This is a genomic window from Stenotrophomonas sp. Steno-Z2 (genome assembly GCF_056393235.1).
The window spans coordinates 318636-340802 of the sequence record NZ_JBWJOY010000002.1 but is presented as its reverse complement, the minus strand read 5'-3'; the positions used below and the strand labels follow the sequence as shown (position 1 = coordinate 340802).

The following is a 22167-nucleotide window of genomic DNA, read 5'->3' as shown; positions in this document are numbered from 1 at the left end:
TCCCCATGCGCGGGCGCCTGCAGGTGCCCGGGCAGAGGCAAGAGAGAATCGCTGTGCTGGCCGAATATTTGCCGTCCCTGCTGTTTCTGATCGTCGCCACCGGCATCGGCGTCGCCCTGATGCTGATCGGCCGTTTCCTTGGCCCCCGCAGCCCCGACGAACAGAAACTGTCGCCGTACGAGTGCGGCTTCGAGGCGTTCGAGAACGCGCGCATGAAGTTCGACGTGCGCTATTACCTCATCGCCATCCAGTTCATCGTCTTTGACCTGGAAATCATCTTCATCGTGCCCTGGACCCAGGTCTTCATGGAACTGGGCGCCCGTTCGCTCGTCACCATGGGCCTGTTCGTGGGCATGCTGTTCCTCGGCTTTATCTACGTGTGGAAGAAGGGAGCGCTGGAATGGGAGTGATTCAGACTCTCGATGGCCTGATGAACAACCCCATCCCGGAAGGGCGGGTTGACGACATCCTCCGGCCCGAAGGCGACAACCCGCTGCTGGAGAAGGGCTACGTCACCACCAGCGTCGACGCCCTGCTGAACTGGGCGCGCACCGGCTCGATGTGGCCGATGACCTTCGGCCTGGCCTGCTGTGCCGTGGAAATGATGCACGCCGGCGCCTCGCGCCTGGACCTGGACCGCTACGGCGTGGTGTTCCGCCCGTCACCGCGCCAGTCCGACGTGATGATCGTGGCCGGCACCCTGGTCAACAAGATGGCGCCGGCGCTGCGCAAGGTCTACGACCAGATGCCCGACCCGAAGTGGGTCATCTCGATGGGCAGCTGCGCCAACGGCGGCGGCTATTACCACTATTCGTATGCGGTCGTGCGCGGCTGCGATCGCGTGGTGCCGGTGGACGTGTACGTCCCGGGCTGCCCGCCGACCGCCGAGGCGCTGGTGTACGGCATCCTGCAGCTGCAGAAGAAGATCTGGCGCACCCAGACCATCGCACGCTGATCCCCTTTCAAGTCAAGAGCACGCCAGCCCCCATGGCCCAGCAAGCACCTTCACTCATCGACCGACTTCGCGCGCGTTTCGCCGGTGCGCAGGTCTCCGTGGTCGAACCGCGCGGCGAAGTGACGCTGGAGGTTCCGTCGGCCGACTGGCATGCCGTCGCCGTCGCGCTGCGCGACGAGTTCGGCTTCGAGCACGCCACCGACCTGTGCGGCGTCGACTACCTCGGCTACGGCAGCGACGAGTGGGATACCTCCGATGTTTCCTCGCAGGGCTTCAGCCGCGGCGTGGAAGGCAAGGGCGCCGGCCGCTTCGCCTGGGGCGAGTTCCCCAGCCACGAGACGGCCGATGGCGCGCAGCCTGACGCACTGCCGAAGCAGCGCTTCGCCGTGGTGGTGCAGCTGCGTTCCTACCAGCACAACCAGCTGCTGCGCATGCGCTGCTTCGCCCCGAGCGAGGCGCTGCCGGTGGTGGCGTCGCTGACCAGCGTGTGGCCGGGCCTGAACTGGTTCGAGCGCGAGGCGTTCGACCTGTACGGCGTGATCTTCGAAGGCCACCCGGACCTGCGCCGCATCCTGACCGACTACGGTTTCGTCGGCCATCCGTTCCGCAAGGATTTCCCGCTGATCGGCAACGTCGAAGTGCGTTACGACGAAGAAAAGAAGCGCGTGGTCTACGAGCCGGTGACTTCGGTCGAACCGCGCGTGGGCGTGCCGCGCGTGATCCGCGACGACGCCCGCTTCGAGACCGCCGAGGGTGAGCGCGCGCAGAGGGAGGCAAGCAAGTGAGCGAGTTCCACCAGGCCTCCGAGGCCTTCGCCAGCAATCCCGCCGAAGGCCGGCAGGAGATCCGCAACTACACCATGAACTTCGGCCCGCAGCACCCGGCCGCGCATGGCGTGCTGCGCCTGATCCTGGAGATGGACGGCGAGACCATCGTGCGCGCCGACCCGCACGTGGGCCTGCTGCATCGCGCCACCGAGAAGCTGGCCGAGTCCAAGCCGTTCAACCAGTCGATCGGCTACATGGACCGCCTGGACTACTGCTCGATGATGTGCAACGAGCACGCCTACGTCCGCGCCATCGAGACCCTGGCGGGCATCGAGGTGCCGGAGCGCGCGCAGTACATCCGCACCATGTTCGACGAGATCACCCGCATCCTGAACCACCTGATGTGGCTGGGTTCGAACGCGCTCGACCTGGGCGCGATGGCGGTGATGCTGTATGCGTTCCGCGAGCGCGAGGAGCTGATGGACTGCTACGAGGCGGTGTCCGGCGCGCGCATGCACGCGGCCTACTACCGCCCGGGCGGCGTGTACCGCGACCTGCCGGACGCGATGCCCAAGTACAAGGAATCGCGCTGGCACAAGGGCAATGCGCTCAAGCGCCTGAACGCGGCGCGCGAAGGCTCGCTGCTGAATTTCCTGGAGAACTTCACCAACGAGTTCCCGGCGCGCGTCGACGAATACGAGACCCTGCTGACCGACAACCGCATCTGGAAGCAGCGTACCGTCGGCATCGGCGTGGTCACCCCGGAGCACGCCCTGGCCTGGGGCATGACCGGCGCCATGCTGCGCGGCTCGGGCATCGCCTGGGATCTGCGCAAGAAGCAGCCGTACGCCAGGTACGACGCGGTCGATTTCGACATCCCGCTGGGCACCAACGGCGACTGCTACGACCGCTACCTGGTCCGCGTCGCCGAGATGCGTCAGTCCAACCGCATCATCAAGCAGTGCGTGCAGTGGCTGAAGGCCAACCCCGGCCCGGTCATGGTCCGCAATTTCAAGGTCGCTCCTCCTTCGCGCGCGGAGATGAAGGACGACATGGAAGCGCTGATCCACCACTTCAAGCTGTTCAGCGAAGGCTACTGCGTGCCGGCCGGCGAGACCTACGCCGCGGTCGAGGCGCCGAAGGGCGAGTTCGGCTGCTATCTGGTGTCCGACGGCGCCAACAAGCCGTTCCGCGTGCACCTGCGCGCGCCGGGTTTCGCCCACCTGTCCTCGATCGACTCGATCGTGCGCGGCCACATGCTGGCCGACGTGGTGGCGATGATCGGCACCTACGATCTCGTGTTCGGCGAGGTCGACCGGTAATGCCGGGCAAGCCCACAACGCCCGGTGCCAGCGCGGCCATGCTGCTGCAGGCACCGGTTTCCCAGGATCTGCTATTGGTTGAGGTCGGCCGATGAAGGCGACAGGTAATTTCGAGGCGGCGCGCGACGTCGACCCGATGGTGGTGCTGAGCGACAAGACCCGCGCTCACATCGATCACTGGCTGACGAAGTTCCCGCCCGAGCGCAAGCGCTCGGCGGTGCTGCAGGGCCTGCATGCGGCGCAGGAGCAGAACCAGGGCTGGCTGAGCGACGAGCTGATCGCCGCGGTGGCCAAGTACCTGGACCTGCCGTTCGTGTGGGCCTACGAGGTCGCCAGCTTCTATTCGATGTTCGAGACCGAGAAGGTCGGCCGCAACAACGTCGCCATCTGCACCAACATCAGCTGCTGGCTCAACGGCGCCGATGACATCGTGCGCCATTGCGAGAAGAAGCTGGGCATCAAGCACGGCGAATCGACCGCGGACGGCCGCATCTACCTCAAGCGCGAGGAGGAGTGCCTGGCCGGCTGCGCGGGCGCGCCGATGATGGTCATCAACGGTCACTACCACGAGCGCCTGACGCTGGACCAGGTCGACGCGCTGCTGGACGGGCTGGAGTAAGGCATGGCACACCACGAATCCAGGGGCCCGGTCGGTCCGGCGCCGCTTCCGCACAACGTGGTCTACACCACGCTGCACTACGACACCCCGTGGTCGTACGAGAACTACCTCAAGACCGGCGGCTACGCCGCGCTGCGCAAGATCCTCGAGGAGAAGATCGCGCCGGCCGACGTGATCGAGATGGTCAAGCAGTCCGGCCTGCGCGGCCGCGGCGGCGCGGGCTTCCCGACCGGCCTGAAGTGGTCCTTCATGCCCAAGGGCGACATGCAGAAGTACATCCTGTGCAACTCGGATGAATCCGAGCCGGGTACCTGCAAGGACCGCGACATCCTGCGCTACAACCCGCACTCGGTGGTGGAGGGCATGGCCATCGCCTGCTACGCCACCGGCTCGACCGTGGGCTACAACTACCTGCGCGGCGAGTTCCACCACGAGCCGTTCGAGCACTTCGAGCAGGCCCTGGCCGATGCCTACAAGCACGGCTGGCTGGGCAAGAACGTGCTGGGCAGCGGCGTGGACATCGACATCTATGCCGCGCTGGGCGCCGGCGCCTACATCTGCGGCGAAGAAACCGCGCTGATGGAATCGCTGGAAGGCAAGAAGGGCCAGCCGCGCTACAAGCCGCCGTTCCCGGCCAATTTCGGCCTGTACGGCAAGCCGTCGACGATCAACAACACCGAGACCTATGGTTCGGTGCCGGCGATCATCCGCAACGGCCCGGAATGGTTCAAGGGCCTGAGCAGGACCGCCAACGGCGGCCCGAAGTGCTTCTCGGTCTCCGGCTGCGTGCAGAAGGGCGGCAACTTCGAGGTGCCGCTGGGCACCACCTTCGACGAACTGCTGGAAATGGCCGGTGGCCTGCGTCCGGGCCGCACGCTGAAGGCGGCGATCCCGGGCGGCGTGTCGATGCCGGTGCTGACCGCCGAGCAGCTCAAGGGCCTGCCGATGGACTACGACACCATCCGCGCGCTGGGCTCGGGCCTGGGTTCGGGCGCGATCGTGGTGCTGGACGACAGCGTGTGCTGCGTCAAGTTCGCCTGCCGCATCAGCCAGTTCTTCCACAAGGAGTCCTGCGGCCAGTGCACCCCGTGCCGCGAGGGCACCGGCTGGATGCACCGCGTGCTGGAGCGCATCGTCGCCGGCAAGGCCACGATGGAGGACCTGCACCAGCTGCGCACCGTCGCCGGCCAGATCGAGGGCCACACCATCTGCGCCTTCGGCGAAGCGGCGGCGTGGCCGATCCAGGGGTTCCTGCGCCAGTTCTGGGACGAATTCGAGTACTACATCGTCAACGGTCATTCGATGGTTGACGGCAAGAAGGTGGAGGCTGCTGCCGCATGAGCGCGCAACCCATGAACCCGAGCGAGGCACCGGTGGTGCCGGAAGGACACGTCACCATCGAGATCGATGGGCAGACGCTGTTCGCGCCCAAGGGGTCGATGATCATCCAGGCCGCCGACAAGGCCGGCATTCCGATCCCGCGCTTCTGCTACCACGAGAAGCTGCCGATCGCGGCCAACTGCCGCATGTGCCTGGTCGACGTGGAGAAGTCGCCCAAGCCGTCGCCGGCCTGCGCCACGCCGGTCATGGACGGCATGAAGATCCAGACCCGCAACGAGAAGGCGCTCAAGTACCAGCGCTCGGTCATGGAGTTCCTGCTGATCAACCACCCGCTGGACTGCCCGATCTGCGACCAGGGCGGCGAGTGCGAGCTGCAGGACGTGTCGCTGGGCTATGGCCGTTCGGTCAGCCGCTTCAACGAGCGCAAGCGCGTGGTGGCCGACGAGGACATGGGGCCGCTGGTCGCCACCGAGATGACCCGCTGCATCCAGTGCACCCGCTGCGTGCGCTTCACCGCGGAGATCGCCGGCACCTATGAGCTGGGCGGCATGTACCGCGGCGAGAACCTGCAGATCGGCACCTACGACGGCAAGCCGCTGACCACCGAGCTGTCCGGCAACGTGATCGACGTGTGCCCGGTCGGCGCGCTGACCAACAAGGTGTTCCAGTTCCGCGCCCGCCCGTGGGAACTGACCGCGCGCGAATCGCTGGGCTACCACGACGCCATGGGCTCGAACCTGTTCCTGCACGTGCGCCGCGGCGAAGTGCTGCGCGCGGTGCCGCGCGACAACGAACTGGTCAACGAGTGCTGGCTGTCCGACCGCGACCGTTATTCGCACCAGGGCCTGTACGCCGCCGACCGCGCGGTCAAGCCGCTGCAGAAGGTCAACGGCGAGTGGAAGGAAGTGAGCTGGGCCGAAGGCCTGGCCGCCGCCCGCGAGATCCTGGACGGCAACCGCGGCGACGACCTGGGCGTGCTGGTGCATCCGTCCACCTCGAACGAGGAGGGCGCGCTGCTGGCCCGCCTGGCCGCCGGCCTGGGCTCCAGCAACATCGACCACCGCATCGACAACCGCGACTTCTCCGACGCCGCCACCGCCGAAGTATTCGGCGCCTCGCTGGCCGACATCGAGAAGGCCGACCGCATCGTGCTGCTGGGCAGCAACATCCGCCACGAGCTGCCGCTGCTGCACGCCCGCCTGCGCAAGGCGCAGACCCAGAACGGCGCGCAGATCTTCGCGGTCAACCCGGTCGATTTCGATTTCGCCTTCAAGCTGGCCGGCAAGCAGATCGTCGCGCCGTCGCAGCTCGCCGGGGCCATGGGCGATGCGACGCTGCGCGAGGCGGTGAAGGCCGGTGGCAACACCGTCGTCATCGTCGGCGCGATCGCCGAGAACCATCCGCAGGCCGCCGCGATCCGCGCCGCCGCGCGCGAGTTCGCTGCCGCCACCGGCGCGAAGCTGTGCCGCATCCCGCAGGGCGCCAACGCCATCGGCCTGTCCCGCGCCGGCGTGCTGCCGGCCGGCAAGGACGTCGCCGCGATGCTGGCGCAGCCGCGCAAGGCCTACGTGCTGTACGGCATCGAGCCGGGCCTGGACTTCGCCGACGGCGCCGCCGCGCGCAAGGCGCTGGCCGGCGCCAAGGTGGTGGCGTTCAGCCAGTTCGCCTGCGCCTCGACCCGCGACGTGGCCGACGTGATCCTGCCGGTCGGCGCGCTGCCGGAAATCGACGCGACCCTGACCAACCTCGACGGCCGCGAGCAGCAGGCCCGTGCCGGCGGCAAGCTGCCGGGCGAGGCCCGCGAGGGCTGGCGCGTGCTGCGCGCCCTGGGCGGCGACCTGCAGCTGGCCGGTTTCGGCTTCACCGATCTGGCAGGCCTGCGTGCCGGCCTGCAGCCGGTGCAGGTGGACGTGGCTGCCTCGGCGCAGCCGCAGGCGGCGGGCGAGGGCCTGGAAGTGGCATCGACCCCGGCGATCTACCGCACCGACGCGGTGGTGCGCCGCGCCGAAGCGCTGCAGGCGCATCCGCTGAACAACGCGCCGCGCATCGTGCTCAACGCCGACGACGCCGCGCGCCTGCAGCTGGCGGAAGGGCAGATGGCCAAGGTCGGCACCGATGCCGGCAAGGCGACCCTGCCGGTGGTGGTCGATGCGCGCGTCGCCGCCGGTACGGTCTGGATTGAATCGGGCCACGGCGCCACCGCGCCGCTGGGCGCCGCTCGGGTAACGGTGGTGGCTGCATGAACGAGTTGCTGTTGAACGCGGTCGACCCGCTGCACCAGTGGTTCCTGGCGCTGGGCGACATCGGCATCGTGCTGTGGACGGTGCTGAAGATCCTGGTCATCGCCATGCCGATCATCGTGTCGGTGGCGTTCTACGTGCTGTGGGAGCGCAAGCTGATCGGCTGGATGCACGTGCGCCACGGGCCGATGTACGTCGGCCTCGGCGGCCTGCTGCAGGCCTTCGCCGACGTCACCAAGCTGCTGTTCAAGGAAATCGTGCGCCCGGCCAACGCGCACAAGGCGATCTACGTGCTGGCGCCGCTGATCGTGCTGGCGCCGTCGTTCGCGGCATGGTCGGTGGTGCCGTTCGACTACAAGCTGGTGCTGTCCAACGCCAACGTCGGCCTGCTGTACCTGCTGGCGATGACCTCGCTGGGCATCTACGGCGTGATCCTGGCCGGCTGGGCGTCGAACTCCAAGTACGCCTTCCTCGGCGCGATGCGTTCGGCCGCGCAGATGGTCAGCTACGAGATCGCCATGGGCTTCGCTCTGGTCGGCGTGATGATCGCCGCCGGCAGCCTGAACCTGAGTGAGATCGTGCTGGCGCAGAAGGGCAGCTCGGGCCTGTTCGACTGGTTCCTGCTGCCGCTGCTGCCGCTGTTCGTCGTGTACTGGGTGTCCGGCGTGGCCGAGACCAACCGCGCGCCGTTCGACGTGGTCGAGGGCGAGTCGGAAATCGTCGCCGGCCACATGGTCGAGTACTCCGGCGGTGCGTTCGCGCTGTTCTTCCTGGCCGAATACGCCAACATGATCCTGATCAGCTTCCTGATCTCGATCTTCTTCCTGGGCGGCTGGCTGAGCCCGATCCAGGGCTGGGTCACGGCGGACGTGTCGCCCTGGGTCAACTGGATCTGGAACGGCGGCTGGCCGTGGCTGCTGGCCAAGGTCTTCTTCTTCGCCAGTTCCTACATCTGGTTCCGTGCCACGTTCCCGCGCTTCCGTTACGACCAGATCATGCGTCTGGGCTGGAAGGTGTTCATCCCGCTGACCATCGCGTGGATCGCGGTGACCGCACTGCTCGTGTTCTACGGCGTGATCCAGAGAGGCGTTTGATTCATGAAAAAGATCACCCACTATTTCAAGAGCCTGCTGCTGCTGGAGCTGGTCTCCGGCATGTGGCTGACGCTGAAGTACGCGTTCAAGCCCAAGTACACCGTGCTGTACCCGATGGAGAAGTTCCCGCAGTCGCCGCGCTTCCGCGGCCTGCACGCGCTGCGCCGCTACCCGAACGGCGAGGAACGCTGCATCGCCTGCAAGCTGTGCGAGGCGGTGTGCCCGGCGCTGGCCATCACCATCGACTCGGCCAAGCGCGAGGACGGCACCCGCCGCACCACGCGCTACGAGATCGACCTGTTCAAGTGCATCTTCTGCGGTTTTTGCGAAGAGAGCTGCCCGGTGGACTCGATCGTGGAAACCCACATCCTCGAGTACCACTTCGAGAACCGTGGCGAGAACATCGTCACCAAGCCGCAGCTGCTGGCCATCGGTGATCGGCTGGAAGCCGAGATCGCCGAACGCCGCGCCGCCGACGCCGCCTTCCGCTGAGGACCGAAAGATGGATTGGGTAAATATCGCCTTCTGGTTCTTCTCGGTCGTGGCGGGGCTTTCGGCCCTGTCGGTGATCAGCGTGCGCAACCCGGTGTATGCCGTGCTGTGCCTGATCCTGACCTTCTTCTCCGTGGCCTGCGTCTGGCTGCTGGTCGGCGCCGAGTTCCTCGGCGTCACCCTGGTGCTGGTGTACGTCGGCGCGGTGATGGTGCTGTTCCTGTTCGTGGTGATGATGCTGGACGTGGAAACGGACAGCCTGCGCGAAGGCTGGGTGCGCTACCTGCCGGTCGGCCTGGTGGTGGCGGTGGTGATGCTGGTGCAGATGCTGACCCTGATCGGCATCAAGGCCCGCATGGCCGCGCCGTTCCCGGCCGACAACGCCGCCGCCGTCGCCGCCGACAGCTCCAACATCACCTGGCTGGCGCGCAGCCTGTTCACCGAATACCTGCTGCCGTTCGAGTTCGCCGCGGTGATCCTGACCGTGGCGGTGATCGCCGCGGTGATGCTGACCCTGCGCCGCCGCACCGGCGTGAAGTCGCAGAATCCGTCCGAGCAGACCCGCGTCCGCGCCAGCGACCGCCTGCGCATCGTGAAGATGGCAGTCGAGAAGCCGGTCGTGCTGACCGACACCACGCACAATGAAGGCGGCGAGGAGGCCAAGCCATGATTTCCCTGGGCCACATGCTCGCGCTGGGCGCGGTGATGTTCTGCATCTCCGTCGCCGGCATCTTCCTCAACCGCAAGAACATCATCGTGCTGCTGATGTCGATCGAGTTGATGCTGCTGTCGGTGAACATCAACTTCGTCGCCTTCTCGCGCGAACTCGGCGACACCGCCGGCCAGCTGTTCGTGTTCTTCATCCTGACCGTGGCCGCGGCGGAAGCCGCCATCGGCCTCGCGATCCTGGTGACCCTGTTCCGTACCCGCCACACCATCAACGTTGGCGAAGTCGATTCGTTGAAGGGCTGACCCACAGATGGAAATCACTCTCTCCAAGAGTCTGTTGATCGCAGTGGTGCTGGCACCGCTGTTCGGCAGCATCATCGCCGGCCTGTTCGGTCGCCAGGTGGGGCGCAAGGGCGCCCAGTACGCCACCATCCTCGGCGTGGCGGTCAGCTGCGCGCTGTCGGTTCACACCCTGTACCAGCTGCTGTGGGGTGGGGCGCAGCCGTTCAACCAGAACATCTACACCTTCTTCGAGGTGGGCCAGTATTCGGCGCACGTCGGCTTCATGGTCGACCGCCTGACCGCGATGATGATGGTGGTGGTGACCTTCGTGTCGCTGCTGGTGCACATCTACTCGATCGGCTACATGGCCGACGATGACGGCTACCAGCGCTTCTTCAGCTACATCTCGCTGTTCACCTTCTCCATGCTCACCCTGGTGATGAGCAACAACTTCCTGCAGCTGTTCTTCGGCTGGGAAGCGGTGGGCCTGGTGTCGTACCTGCTGATCGGCTTCTACTTCAGGAAGCCGAGCGCGATCTTCGCCAACATGAAGGCCTTCCTGGTCAACCGCGTGGGTGACTTCGGCTTCCTGCTGGGCATCGCCGGCGTGCTGTGGGTGTTCGGCACCCTGGACTACGCCACCGTGTTCGCCAACGCGCCGCTGCTGAACGACCCGAACGCGCTGATCCAGGTGTGGTCCGGTTCGATCAACCTGTTCGGCCATCCGGTGCAGGTGCTGAGCGAGCCGGTGATCTGGTCGATCGCCACCCTGATCTGCATCTGCCTGTTCATCGGCGCGATGGGCAAGTCGGCGCAGGTGCCGCTGCACGTGTGGCTGCCGGACTCGATGGAGGGCCCGACCCCGATCTCGGCGCTGATCCACGCCGCCACCATGGTGACCGCCGGCATCTTCATGGTGACCCGCATGTCGCCGCTGTTCGAGCTGTCGCAGACCGCGCTGAACTTCGTGCTGTTCATCGGTGCCACCACCGCGTTCTTCACCGGCCTGATCGGCATCGTGCAGAACGACATCAAGCGCGTGGTCGCCTACTCGACGCTGTCGCAGCTGGGCTACATGACGGTGGCGCTGGGCGTGTCGGCCTATTCGGGCGCGGTGTTCCACCTGATGACCCATGCCTTCTTCAAGGCGCTGCTGTTCCTGGGCGCCGGCTCGGTCATCATCGGCATGCACCACGAGCAGAACATGATGAAGATGGGCGGCCTGCGCAAATACATGCCGATCACCCACATCACCATGTGGATCGGCACGCTGGCGCTGGTCGGCACGCCGTTCTTCTCCGGCTTCTACTCGAAGGACACCATCATCGAGGCCGCCGAGCTGCACGCCCACGCCTCGCACAGCTGGGTGGCGACCTACGGTTACTGGGCGGTGCTGGGCGGCGTGATCGTCACCAGTTTCTACAGCTTCCGCCTGCTGTTCCTGACCTTCTTCGGCAAGGAACGCTTCCGCGACGCGCATGACGACCACGGCCACGACGCCCACCACCATGACGACCATCATGGCCACGGTGCGCACGAGCCGCACGAGTCGCCGTGGGTGGTGACCCTGCCGCTGATCCTGCTGGCGATCCCGTCGATCCTCATCGGCTTCTTCACCGCCGGCCCGATGCTGTTCGGCACCGACTGGGCCGGTCACGCCGGCGGCAACGGCATCCCGGGGCAGGTGATGTCCTTCTTCACCGGCATTGTCGACTTCTACGACCCGGCGCGCGACACCATCGCCGCGGTGGGCAGGGAAGGCTGGCATGGCGCCGTGCAGTTCGCCCTGCATGGCCTGACCGCGCCGGCGTTCATCCTGACCGTTGCCGGTTTCGTCCTGGCCTGGGTGTTCTACATCTGGAAGCCGGAGCTGGCCGGGCAGTCCCGCAAGGCCCTGGCGCCGGTGGTCTCGGTGCTGGAGAACAAGTACGGCTTCGACAAGCTGTGGATCGACGGTTTCGCAGGCGGCAGCGTCAAGCTCGGCAAGGCCGCCCGCGTCGTGGACAGCAACGTGGTGGACGGGGTGGTGAACGGTGCGGCCCGCGTGGTCGAACTGGCCGCCAACCTGCTGCGCCGCACCCAATCCGGTTTCCTCTACCACTACGCCTTCGTGATGATCATCGGCCTGATTGCCCTGCTGGGCCTGCTGATGCATTTCTGGCGTTGACCTGTACGGAATAAGAAGACGTGTCGAACTGGCCCCTACTCAGTATCCTCATCTGGCTGCCGATCCTCGGCGGTGCGTTGATTCTTGCCGTGCGCAACGCCCAGGCCGCCCGATGGGCGTCCCTGGCGGTGGCACTGCTCACCTTCCTGTTGAGCCTCGGCCTGCTCAGCGGCTATGACCGCACCGCCGCCGAGGTGATGCAGTTCGTCGAGCAGCACCCCTGGATCCCGGCCTACGGCATCGGCTACAACCTGGCCGTCGACGGCATCGCCATCGCGCTGGTGCTGCTGACCACCCTGGTGGGCGTGCTGGCGCTGATCGGCGCCTGGGGCGTGGTCGACAAGCGCGTGAACCAGTACGTGGCCGCCTTCCTGATCCTGGAAGGCGTGACGGTGGGCATCTTCGCCGCCACCGACGCGATGCTGTTCTACGTGTTCTTCGAGGCCATGCTGATCCCGATGTTCCTGATCATCGGTGTCTGGGGCGGCCCGCGCCGCATCTATGCCGCGCTGAAGTTCTTCCTGTACACCTTCCTCGGCTCGGTGCTGATGCTGGTGGCGCTGATCTACCTGTACATCAAGGGCGGCAGCTTCCAGCTGGCCGACCTGTACCAGCTGCAGCTCTCCGCCCGGGAGCAGACCTGGATCTTCTTCGCCTTCCTGATCGCCTTCGCGGTCAAGGTGCCGATGTTCCCGGTGCACACCTGGCTGCCGGACGCGCACGTGGAGGCGCCGACCGCCGGTTCGGTGATCCTGGCCGCGATCGCGCTGAAGATCGGTGGTTACGGCTTCCTGCGCTTCAACCTGCCGATCGTGCCGGACGCCAGCCACGAGTGGGCCTGGCTGGTGATCGCGCTGTCGCTGGTGGCGGTGATCTACGTCGGCCTGGTGGCGCTGGTACAGGACGACATGAAGAAGCTGGTGGCCTATTCCTCGGTCGCGCACATGGGCTTCGTGACCCTGGGTACCTTCACCGCGCTGTGGCTGGTGCGCGAGGCCGGCAACGCCGACGCCGCGCGCCTGGGCCTGCAGGGCGCCATGGTGCAGATGATCTCGCACGGCTTCGTGTCCGGCGCGATGTTCACCTGCATCGGTGTGCTCTACGACCGCCTGCACACCCGCCGCATCGCCGACTACGGTGGCGTGGTCAACGTGATGCCGTGGTTCGCCGCCTTCGCGCTGCTGTTCTTCATGGCCAACTCCGGCCTGCCGGGCACCAGCGGTTTCGTCGGCGAGTTCATGGTGGTGCTGGCCAGCTTCCAGTGGGAGCCGCTGGTGGCGCTGGGCGCCGCGACCACGCTGATCATCGGCGCTGCGTACTCGCTGTGGCTGTACAAGCGCGTGTTCTTCGGTGAGGTGGGCAACGCCCACGTGGCCGAGATGAAGGACATCAACGGGCGCGAATGGCTGGTGCTGGGCGTGTTCGCCGTCGGTACGCTGGCGCTGGGCGTGTATCCGCGGCCGCTGACCGAACTGATGGAGCCCTCCATCGCCAAGCTGGCGATGCAGATCGCATCGAGCAAGCTGCTGTAAGCGGCCCCGTCGAGAGTATTGATTCCAGGATTTGATGATGACAACGCCGACGCTACTGCCGTTGACCGCCGCCGACCTCCCGCCGCTGCTGCCAGAACTGGTGGTGATCGGCGGGGCCTTCGCCCTGCTGATCCTCGACCTGTTCATCAGCAACCGCCACAAGGTGTGGACCCACTTCCTGTCGGTCGCCATCCTCGCCGTCGCCTTCGCGCTGCTGCTGGGCGGCGTGGGCGGGCAGGGCGAGGCGTTCCACGGCATGTTCATCCGCGACAATGCCGCCGACGTCATGAAGACCGTGGTGGTGCTGGTCAGCGGCCTGACCCTGGTCTACGGCTGGAGCTACCTGCGCGAGCGCAGCCTGTACCAGGGCGAGATCGCGGTGCTGGTCCTGTTCGCCACGGCGGGCATGATGATCCTGGTCTCGGCCGGCAGCCTGCTGATGGTCTACCTGGGGCTGGAGCTGCTGGCGCTGTGTTCCTATGCGCTGGTCGCCAGCAACCGCGAGAACAAGCTGGCCGCCGAAGCGGGCATGAAGTACATCGTGCTCGGCTCGCTGGCCTCGGGCCTGCTGCTGTACGGCATGTCGCTGGTCTACGGCGCCACCGGCTCGCTGCACCTGGACGTGATCCATGACGCGGCCGCGCATTCGGACGAGCGCATGCTGCTGCTGACCGGCGCGGTGTTCATGGTCGCCGGCGTCGCCTTCAAGCTGGGCGCCGCGCCGTTCCACATGTGGCTGCCCGACGTCTACCAGGGCGCCCCGGCACCGATCGCGCTGTTCATCAGCTCGGCGCCGAAGCTGGCCGCGTTCGGCATGGCCTACCGCCTGCTGGAAGCCGGCGTCGGGCCGCTGTCCACCGAACTGCAGTACGTACTGGCCGGCCTGGCCGCGCTGTCGCTGGTGGTCGGCAACCTGATGGCCATCGCCCAGGTCAACCTCAAGCGCATGCTGGCCTATTCGACCGTCTCGCACATCGGCTTCCTGCTGATGGGCGTGGCCGGCGGCGGTGCGGCGGGCTATTCGGCGGCGATGTTCTACGCCGTGGCCTACGCGATCATGTCCACCGCCGCCTTCGGCGTGATCATCGCCCTGTCGCGCGCCGGCTTCGAGGCCGAGAGCATCGACGACTTCAAGGGCCTGAACGCGCGCAACCCGTGGATGGCCGGCCTGATGCTGTGCGCCATGTTCTCGCTGGCCGGCATCCCGCCGTTCCTGGGCTTCTGGGCCAAGCTGGCGGTGCTGGGCGCGGCGGTCAACGGTGGCCTGCTGTGGCTGGTGATCCTGGGCGTGATCAGCGCGGTGGTGGGCTGTTTCTACTACCTGCGCGTGGTCAAGGTCATGTATTTCGACGAGCCGGTGGGCGAGCCGCTGCCGCGCAACAATGACCGCCTGCTGGGCATCGTGCTGGGCGTGAACTGCGTGGCCCTGCTGGTGCTGCCGGTGGCGCTGGGGCCGCTGCTGGCCTGGATGCGCAACGCATTTGCACATTTGTCATAAAAAGCGATACAAAACGGCGCGATTCATGTAATATGCGCGCCCTGAGTTGATGGCGACGCCGGGAAGCCGGTGTCGCCGGACCATCGCAAGATGGTCGGCCGGAACGGGGTCGTTCCGGGTTTCAGTGGAATCCCCGGGTTTCCTGAAACAATGGAGTAAAAAAGACTTGCGGTAACGGTCCAATTACTTCATAATTCCGCTTCTGCTGCGGGGTGGAGCAGTCTGGCAGCTCGTCGGGCTCATAACCCGAAGGTCGCAGGTTCAAATCCTGCCCCCGCTACCAGTTCTGGCCTTCTTCAACACTGTTGTCGAAGGCTGAATCTGGGCTCGCAGGAACGATTGCTTCCGTTCCTGCAACCGGAATCCAGTCACCGGATTCATACCGGACAAAGGGCCCAGTCGGGCCCTTTGTTGTTTCCGCAAAACGAAAAGTCCGGCTGGGTTTTCCCGTTTTCCCATTACCGAAATCAAGGCAGGCTGTGAGCGACAAGGCTACTGAAATCGCGAATCTGCTGGGCCCCACCGTGCAGGCGCTGGGCCTGGAGCTGCTGGGCGCCGAGTATCTGCCGGCACCGGGCGGCGCGACGCTGCGTCTGTACATCGACGTGCCGCTGGCCGAGCAGCCCGAGCGCGTGGTCAACATCGACGACTGCGAGCGGGTGAGCCGCGAGGTGTCCGCGCAGCTGGACGTCGAGGACCCGATCAGCGGCAACTACACGCTGGAAGTGTCCTCGCCGGGCGTGGACCGCCCGCTGTTCACGCTGGAGCAGTTCGAGCGCCACCTGGGCGAATCGGCCAAGGTCGGCCTGAAGCTGCCGCAGGAGAACCGCCGCCGTCTGCAGGGCGAGATCGCCGAGGTGGACGCCGCGGCCGGCACCGTGACCTTCGTGGTCGATGGCAAGCCGTTCGTGGCGGCCTTCGACAACATCGACAAGGCGCGCATCATTCCGGACTGGGCCGCGCTTGGCCTGGCTCCGACCAAACCGACGGGTCCGGCGCCCAGGCAGGGCGGCGCGGCCAAGAACAAATCCAATAACGAAACCGCGGCCCGCAAGCCGCGCGCGGAGTAAGCCGATGAGCAAGGAACTTCTGCTGGTAGTCGACGCGGTCGCCAATGAGAAAGGCGTGCCGCGCGAAGTGATCTTCGACGCGATCGAGGCGGCGCTCGCCTCAGCGGCGAAGAAGCGCTACGTGGACCAGGATGTGCTGGCGCGCGTGGCGATCGACCACAAGGACGGCAGCTACGAAACCTTCCGCCGCTGGGAGGTCGTGGCCGACGACGTGGTGATGGAATCGCCGGACCGCCAGATCCGCCTGATGGACGCGATCGAGGAGGCCGACGGCGTCGAGGTCGGCGACTACATCGAGGAGCAGATCGAGAACCCGGACTTCGGCCGCATCGCCGCGCAGGCCGCCAAGCAGGTGATCGTGCAGCGCGTGCGCGAGGCCGAGCGCCAGCAGGTCGTGGACGCGTGGAAGGATCGCGTCGGCGAACTGGTGACCGGCGTGGTCAAGCGCGCCGAGCGCGGCAACATCTACGTCGACCTGGGCGGCAACGCCGAGGCCTTCATCCCGAAGGACAAGGGCATTCCGCGCGACGTGCTGCGCGCCGGCGACCGCGTGCGCGGCTACCTGGCCGAAGTGCGCTCGGAGCCGCGCGGCCCGCAGCTGTTCATCAGCCGCGCCGCGCCGGAGTTCATGATCGAGCTGTTCAAGCTGGAAGTGCCGGAAGTCGGCCAGGGCCTGGTCGAGATCAAGGCCTGCGCCCGCGACCCGGGCGACCGCGCCAAGATCGCCGTCATCGCCTACGACAGCCGCACCGATCCGATCGGCGCCTGCATCGGCATGCGCGGTTCGCGCGTGCAGGCGGTGAGCAACGAGCTCAACGGCGAGCGCGTGGACATCGTGCTGTGGAACGAGAACCCGGCCAATTTCGTCATCAACGCGATGGCGCCGGCCGAAGTGCAGTCCATCATCGTCGATGAGGAAAAGCACTCGATGGACCTGGCCGTGGCCGAGGAGCGCCTGGCCCAGGCCATCGGCAAGGGCGGGCAGAACGTGCGCCTGGCCAGCCGCCTGACCGGCTGGCAGCTCAACGTGATGACCCAGGACCAGGTCACCGCCAAGTCGGAGGCCGAGCAGGCCGTGGCCCGCCAGCTGTTCATGGACAAGCTGGAAGTGGACGAGGAAATCGCCGGCATCCTGGTCAGCGAGGGCTTCAGCACCGTCGAGGAAATCGCCTACGTGCCGATCGGCGAGCTGCTGGCCGTGGAGGGCTTCGACGAGGACATCGTCGAGGAACTGCGCGCCCGCGCCCGCGATGCGCTGCTCAACGAGGCGCTGGCGGTGGAAGAGGGCGCCGAGGACGGCGTGCCGGCCGCCGACCTGCTGGCGCTGCCGGGCATGGACGAGGCCACGGCCTACGCGCTGGCCGGCAACGGCGTGCGCACCAGCGAGGACCTGTCGGACCTGGCGGCCGACGAGGTGCTGGAGTTCGGCATCGAGGGCATGGACCTGGAGCGCGCCGCGGCGCTGGTCCTGGCCGCCCGCGCCGAGGAAATTGCCAGGCTGGAGCGTGGCGAATGACCGCCGCGAAGGCCCGTCTGGAGCGCGGCGCATGAGCCAGCGATGAACAGTGCCCTGAGCCGCTCAGGGCGTAGAATCCGCGCAGCCTTCGTCCGTCTCGGGGGAGCGCCCAAAAGATCATAGGATCCGAATGTCGCAGCAAACCACCATCCGCAAGCTCGCCCAACTGGTCAACACGCCGGTGGAGAAACTGCTGGAACAGCTGGCCCAGGCCGGCATGAAGTTCAGCGGTCCCGACCAGGTCGTGACCAGCGCCGAGAAAGTGAAGCTGCTCGGTTTCCTTCGCCGTTCCCACGGCAAGGACGAGCAGATCGCCGACGAGGCTGACGCCGCGCCGAAGAAGATCACCCTGAGCCGCCGCACGCAGCAGGAAGTGACCGTCAACGCCGGCCGCAGTAAGACCACGGTCAATGTCGAGGTGCGCCAGAAGCGCACCTACGTCAAGCCGGCTGCGGGTGCGCCCGTGGATGCGGATGCCGAGCGCGCCGAGATCCTGCGCAAGCTCGAGGAGTCGCGCCAGCGCAACCTCGAGGAGCAGCGCATGCTGGCCGAGAAGGACCGCGCGCGCGCCGAGGAGATTGCCCAGCAGAAGGCGGCCGAGGAGGCCGAGCGCCTGCGTGCCGAGGCCGAGCGCAAGGCCGCCGAGGAAGCCGCGCAGGCGGCCAAGGCGCCGGCGCGCGACGAGGACGAGGACGAGCCGGTGGTCAAGAACGTGCGCCACGCGCCGTCGCCGAGCCGCCCGCATGCCGCCCGCGACGAGCGTCCCGCGCATGCCAAGCCGGGCAGCAAGTCGCGCGGCCCGCAGTCGTCCGACGACAACGGCGGCAACCGCTTCGGCGGCCAGCTGCACCTGTCGCCGTCCGACCGTGCCCGCCGCGGTGGCAACAACAGCAATTCCCGCGGCCGTCCGGGCGCGCGCGCGCCGCAGGGCCGCCGTGGCGCCGAGCAGTCGCGCGGCGGTGGCGGCAGCCACGGTTTCGAGCGTCCGACCGCGCCGGTGGTGCGTGAGGTCGCCATCGGCGACACCATCACCGTGGCCGACCTGGCGCAGAAGCTCGCGCTCAAGGGTGGCGAGGTGGTCAAGGCGCTGTTCAAGATGGGCGTGATGGCCACCATCACCCAGTCCATCGACCACGACACCGCGGCGCTGGTGACCGAGGAACTCGGCCACAAGGCGGTGCGCGCCGGCAACAACGATGCCGAGGACGCGCTGCTGGCCATCACCGATGCCGACCAGGGCGACGCCGTGCCGCGTCCGCCGGTGGTCACCATCATGGGCCACGTCGACCACGGCAAGACCTCGCTGCTGGACTACATCCGCCGCACCAAGGTCGCCAACGGCGAGGCCGGCGGCATCACCCAGCACATCGGCGCGTACCACGTGGAAACGCCGAAGGGCGTGATCAGCTTCCTCGACACCCCGGGCCACGCCGCGTTCACCTCGATGCGCGCCCGTGGCGCGCAGCTGACCGACGTGGTGGTGGTGGTGGTGGCGGCCGACGACGGCGTCATGCCGCAGACCAGGGAAGCCATCCAGCACGCCCGCGCGGCCAACGCGCCGATCGTGGTGGCGATCAACAAGATCGACAAGTCCTCGGCCGACCCGATGCGGGTCAAGAACGAACTGCTCGCCGAGCAGGTCGTGGCCGAAGAGTTCGGTGGCGACACGCAGATGGTGGAGATCTCGGCCAAGACCGGCCAGGGCATCGACGACCTGCTGGACGCGATCTCGCTGCAGGCCGAAGTGTTGGAGCTGAAGGCCGTGGCCGAAGGCCGCGCCGCCGGCGTGGTCATCGAATCCTCGCTGGACAAGGGCCGCGGCCCGGTCGCGACGGTGCTGGTGCAGCAGGGTCAGCTCAAGAAGGGCGACTACCTGGTGTGCGGCATCCAGTACGGCCGCGTGCGTGCGCTGTTCGACGAGACCGGCCGGCAGGTTGCCGAGGCCGGCCCGTCGATCCCGGTGCAGGTGCTGGGCCTGTCCGGCGTGCCGGATGCCGGCGACGACTTCGTGGTCGTCGACGACGAGCGCCTGGCCAAGGACGTGGCGCAGCAGCGCGAAACCAAGCGCCGCGAGTCGCGCCTGGTCGCCAGCGCGGGCAGCCGCATGGAAGACATCATGGCGCAGATGGGCAAGGGCGAAGGCCAGCAGGTGCTGAACCTGCTGATCAAGGCCGACGTCCAGGGCTCGGTGCAGGCGCTGAGCCAGTCGCTGGTGGGCCTGTCCAACGACGAGATCCGGATCAACGTGATCCACTCCGGCGTGGGCGGCATCACCGAGTCCGACGCCAACTCGGCGGTGGCCTCCAAGGCCACGGTCATCGGCTTCAACGTGCGCGCGGACGCTTCGGCCCGCCGCATCATCGAATCCAACGGCGTGGACCTGCGTTACTTCTCGATCATCTATGACGTGATCGACCAGGTGAAGCAGGTGGCTTCGGGCCTGCTGGGCGTGGAAATCCGCGAGGAGATCATCGGCATCGCCGAGGTCCGCGACGTGTTCCGCAGCTCCAAGTTCGGCGCGGTCGCCGGCTGCATGGTGGTCGAGGGCGTGGTCAAGCGGAACAAGCCGATCCGCGTGCTGCGCGACAGCGTGGTGGTGTTCGAAGGCGAACTGGAATCGCTGCGCCGCTTCAAGGAGAACGTGGACGAGGTCCGCAACGGTACCGAATGCGGTATCGGCGTGAAGGCCTACAACGACGTCAAGGCCGGCGACCAGATCGAGTGCTTCGAGCGCATCGAAGTGCCGCGCACCCTGTAACAACGCAGTACCGGCCGGCCCGCACCACTCGGGCCGGTCGCGCTTTCCCCCGCAGCAGCCAGACGAGCCAGATTCCGTGCCCAAGACTTTCCACCGTACCGACCGAGTTTCCGCGCAGATCCGCCGCGATCTGGGCACCCTGGTGCATGCCGCCGTGCGCGAGCACGGGCTGCCGTCGGTCAGCGTCTCGGACGTGGAAGTCACCCGCGACATGGCCCATGCCAAGGTGTTCGTCACCGCGCTGATGCCGGAGCGTTCGGTCGAGGCGGTCAAGGGCCTGCGCGAGCTGGCCGGTGAGCTGCGCATGGGCCTGGCCCGGGCGATGAAGCTGCGCCACGTGCCGGAGCTGCATTTCCATTACGACGATTCGGTGGACCGTGGCGAGCGCATCGACACCCTGCTGCGCGATCTGCCGGATGTGCAGTCGGCGCAGTCGGACGATGGCGATGAGGAAGGCGGGAAGGCCTGAGCTTTCGAGCCTGTTCCTTCTCCCTGCGGGAGAAGGCGCCCGAAGGACGGATGAGGGGCGGACGGAGCGGTGATGGTGGAGCCATCCGTTCCCGTTTCGAAGCGAAGCAGCGGTTTTCGCTCCCGCTGCGCCCCGGGCAGGTTGCTTCTCCATGCTCGTGCAGGGGGAAGATGGCCAGGGGACTCGCTTCCAGCAGCCGAATTGCGGGTCAGCCTGACTGCCTCCGCGAAAGACGGCGCGGGTCCCTGTACATCGGCCCCCGCAGGTTTTTCCACGGGCTCCGCCGCTGCGGAAGGAGCTCCAGGATCGGAAGCCGAAGCGCAACTGCAACCGCAGCGACAAAGCAGAGCAAAGCATTCCCCATGCGTCCCCGTATCCAATTCCGCCGCCTGGACGGCATCGTCCTGCTCGACAAGCCCGCCGGCATGAGCTCCAACACCGCGCTGCAGGTGGCGCGGCGCCTGTTCAGGGCGGAGAAGGGCGGGCATACCGGCAGCCTCGACCCGCTGGCCACCGGCCTGTTGCCGCTGTGCTTTGGCGAGGCGACCAAGATCGCCGGCCTGCTGCTGGGCTCGGCCAAGGCCTATGACGCGGAGATCGCGCTGGGCACGACCACCGATACCGACGACGCCGATGGCGCGGTGCTGCGGCAGCGCCCGGTGCCGGCCATCGACGCGCAGGCGCTGGGCCAGGCGCTGGCACCGTTGACCGGGCACATCCGCCAGCGCGCCCCGATCTACTCGGCGCTGAAGCAGGGCGGCGAGCCGCTGTATGTGAAGGCGCGCCGCGGCGACGCCATCGAGGCGCCGGAACGGGACGTGCACGTGCAGTCCATCGACGTGCTGGAACAGCAGCCGGAGCGGCTGCGCCTGCGCGTGACCTGCGGTTCGGGCACCTATATCCGCAGCATCGCCCGCGACCTGGGCGAGGCGCTGGGCTGCGGCGCGCACATCACCGCGCTGCGCCGGTTGTGGGTGGAGCCGTTCCTGTCCCCGCGCATGATCGGCCTGGACGAACTGCGCGCCGTGGCCGAAGCCGGGGACGAGGCGGCGCTGCTGGAATGGCTGCTGCCGCTGGACGCCGGGCTGAGCCATTTCGGCCGGGTCGAGCTGGACGCTGCCCGCGCGTCGCGCTTCTGCATGGGCCAGCGCCTGCGCGATCCGGCATGGCCGCGCGGGCTGGTGGCGGTATTCGCCGGCGACGGCAAGGCGCTGGGACTGGGGCAGGTGGACGCCGCCGGGATGCTGGCGCCGCAGCGCCGTTTCAATCTCTGACCGGCCGCGGGCCGCCGGCCGAAACGCGCCGCGCCTTGTGGCGGCAGGCGCGGATCGTTACAATTCTGCGGCCCTTTGCCGGGCACCGGTCCGCCGTCGGCG

19 protein-coding genes and 1 tRNA gene are annotated in these 22167 nt (G+C 67.1%); all 20 read left to right on the top strand.

Translation table 11 applies throughout. The features are described from left to right. Window positions 1-53: 53 nt before the first annotated feature. The 20 genes from AC06FP_RS06615 to truB all read left to right on the top strand — a co-directional run bounded on the left by AC06FP_RS06615 (window position 54) and on the right by truB (window position 22065). Window positions 54-410, top strand: coding sequence for an NADH-quinone oxidoreductase subunit A (locus AC06FP_RS06615; RefSeq protein WP_054664847.1), 357 nt, complete (start codon window positions 54-56; stop codon window positions 408-410). Continuing rightward, window positions 401-955 carry a NuoB/complex I 20 kDa subunit family protein gene (locus AC06FP_RS06610; RefSeq protein ID WP_054664850.1) on the top strand — a complete coding sequence of 185 codons (555 nt, stop codon included), beginning with the start codon at window positions 401-403 and terminating at the stop codon, window positions 953-955. Before AC06FP_RS06615 ends, AC06FP_RS06610 begins: the two co-directional genes overlap by 10 nt. Before the next feature lie 32 nt (window positions 956-987). Continuing rightward, window positions 988-1740 carry an NADH-quinone oxidoreductase subunit C gene (locus AC06FP_RS06605; protein WP_456119014.1) on the top strand — a complete coding sequence of 251 codons (753 nt, stop codon included), beginning with the start codon at window positions 988-990 and terminating at the stop codon, window positions 1738-1740. Next, a complete protein-coding gene (locus AC06FP_RS06600; protein ID WP_478074962.1) occupies window positions 1737-3044 on the top strand; it encodes an NADH-quinone oxidoreductase subunit D in 1308 nt (435 codons plus the stop codon). The genes AC06FP_RS06605 and AC06FP_RS06600 overlap by 4 nt, the downstream gene beginning before the upstream one ends. A gap of 91 nt (window positions 3045-3135) precedes the next feature. Then, the gene (gene nuoE, locus AC06FP_RS06595; protein WP_478074961.1) at window positions 3136-3663 is read left to right on the top strand and encodes an NADH-quinone oxidoreductase subunit NuoE; all 528 of its coding nucleotides are present in this window, start codon (window positions 3136-3138) and stop codon (window positions 3661-3663) included. A 3-nt stretch (window positions 3664-3666) separates the two neighbouring features. Continuing rightward, window positions 3667-5004 carry an NADH-quinone oxidoreductase subunit NuoF gene (nuoF, locus tag AC06FP_RS06590; protein WP_478074960.1) on the top strand — a complete coding sequence of 446 codons (1338 nt, stop codon included), beginning with the start codon at window positions 3667-3669 and terminating at the stop codon, window positions 5002-5004. Further along, window positions 5001-7247 carry an NADH-quinone oxidoreductase subunit NuoG gene (gene nuoG / locus AC06FP_RS06585; protein ID WP_478074959.1) on the top strand — a complete coding sequence of 749 codons (2247 nt, stop codon included), beginning with the start codon at window positions 5001-5003 and terminating at the stop codon, window positions 7245-7247. Before nuoF ends, nuoG begins: the two co-directional genes overlap by 4 nt. After that, a complete protein-coding gene (gene nuoH / locus AC06FP_RS06580; protein WP_478074958.1) occupies window positions 7244-8338 on the top strand; it encodes an NADH-quinone oxidoreductase subunit NuoH in 1095 nt (364 codons plus the stop codon). Before nuoG ends, nuoH begins: the two co-directional genes overlap by 4 nt. A gap of 3 nt (window positions 8339-8341) precedes the next feature. Beyond that, window positions 8342-8830 carry an NADH-quinone oxidoreductase subunit NuoI gene (nuoI, locus tag AC06FP_RS06575; RefSeq protein ID WP_054664867.1) on the top strand — a complete coding sequence of 163 codons (489 nt, stop codon included), beginning with the start codon at window positions 8342-8344 and terminating at the stop codon, window positions 8828-8830. A gap of 10 nt (window positions 8831-8840) precedes the next feature. Then, the gene (locus tag AC06FP_RS06570) at window positions 8841-9500 is read left to right on the top strand and encodes an NADH-quinone oxidoreductase subunit J (protein WP_478074957.1); all 660 of its coding nucleotides are present in this window, start codon (window positions 8841-8843) and stop codon (window positions 9498-9500) included. Further along, window positions 9497-9802, top strand: coding sequence for an NADH-quinone oxidoreductase subunit NuoK (gene nuoK, locus AC06FP_RS06565; RefSeq protein WP_057640727.1), 306 nt, complete (start codon window positions 9497-9499; stop codon window positions 9800-9802). Before AC06FP_RS06570 ends, nuoK begins: the two co-directional genes overlap by 4 nt. Before the next feature lie 7 nt (window positions 9803-9809). Continuing rightward, window positions 9810-11948, top strand: coding sequence for an NADH-quinone oxidoreductase subunit L (nuoL, locus tag AC06FP_RS06560; RefSeq protein ID WP_478074956.1), 2139 nt, complete (start codon window positions 9810-9812; stop codon window positions 11946-11948). Window positions 11949-11968: 20 nt separating this feature from the next. Beyond that, window positions 11969-13480, top strand: coding sequence for an NADH-quinone oxidoreductase subunit M (locus AC06FP_RS06555; protein WP_456119030.1), 1512 nt, complete (start codon window positions 11969-11971; stop codon window positions 13478-13480). A 37-nt stretch (window positions 13481-13517) separates the two neighbouring features. Continuing rightward, window positions 13518-14978 (top strand): NADH-quinone oxidoreductase subunit NuoN, encoded by a 1461-nt coding sequence (nuoN, locus tag AC06FP_RS06550; protein WP_478074955.1) that lies wholly within the window; start codon window positions 13518-13520, stop codon window positions 14976-14978. Window positions 14979-15184: 206 nt separating this feature from the next. Beyond that, window positions 15185-15261, top strand: a tRNA-Met gene (locus AC06FP_RS06545). Window positions 15262-15457: 196 nt separating this feature from the next. Further along, complete coding sequence (gene rimP, locus AC06FP_RS06540; RefSeq protein ID WP_456119034.1) at window positions 15458-16048, top strand: ribosome maturation factor RimP; 591 nt, start codon at window positions 15458-15460, stop codon at window positions 16046-16048. Window positions 16049-16052: 4 nt separating this feature from the next. After that, complete coding sequence (nusA, locus tag AC06FP_RS06535; RefSeq protein WP_478074954.1) at window positions 16053-17564, top strand: transcription termination factor NusA; 1512 nt, start codon at window positions 16053-16055, stop codon at window positions 17562-17564. Between the two features lie 130 nt (window positions 17565-17694). After that, entirely contained in the window at window positions 17695-20322 is a 2628-nt protein-coding gene (gene infB, locus AC06FP_RS06530) for a translation initiation factor IF-2 (RefSeq protein WP_456119038.1), read from the top strand. A gap of 76 nt (window positions 20323-20398) precedes the next feature. Beyond that, window positions 20399-20791 (top strand): 30S ribosome-binding factor RbfA, encoded by a 393-nt coding sequence (gene rbfA / locus AC06FP_RS06525; RefSeq protein WP_456119040.1) that lies wholly within the window; start codon window positions 20399-20401, stop codon window positions 20789-20791. A gap of 362 nt (window positions 20792-21153) precedes the next feature. After that, window positions 21154-22065 (top strand): tRNA pseudouridine(55) synthase TruB, encoded by a 912-nt coding sequence (gene truB, locus AC06FP_RS06520; RefSeq protein WP_478074953.1) that lies wholly within the window; start codon window positions 21154-21156, stop codon window positions 22063-22065. The last annotated feature ends 102 nt before the right edge of the window (window positions 22066-22167 follow it).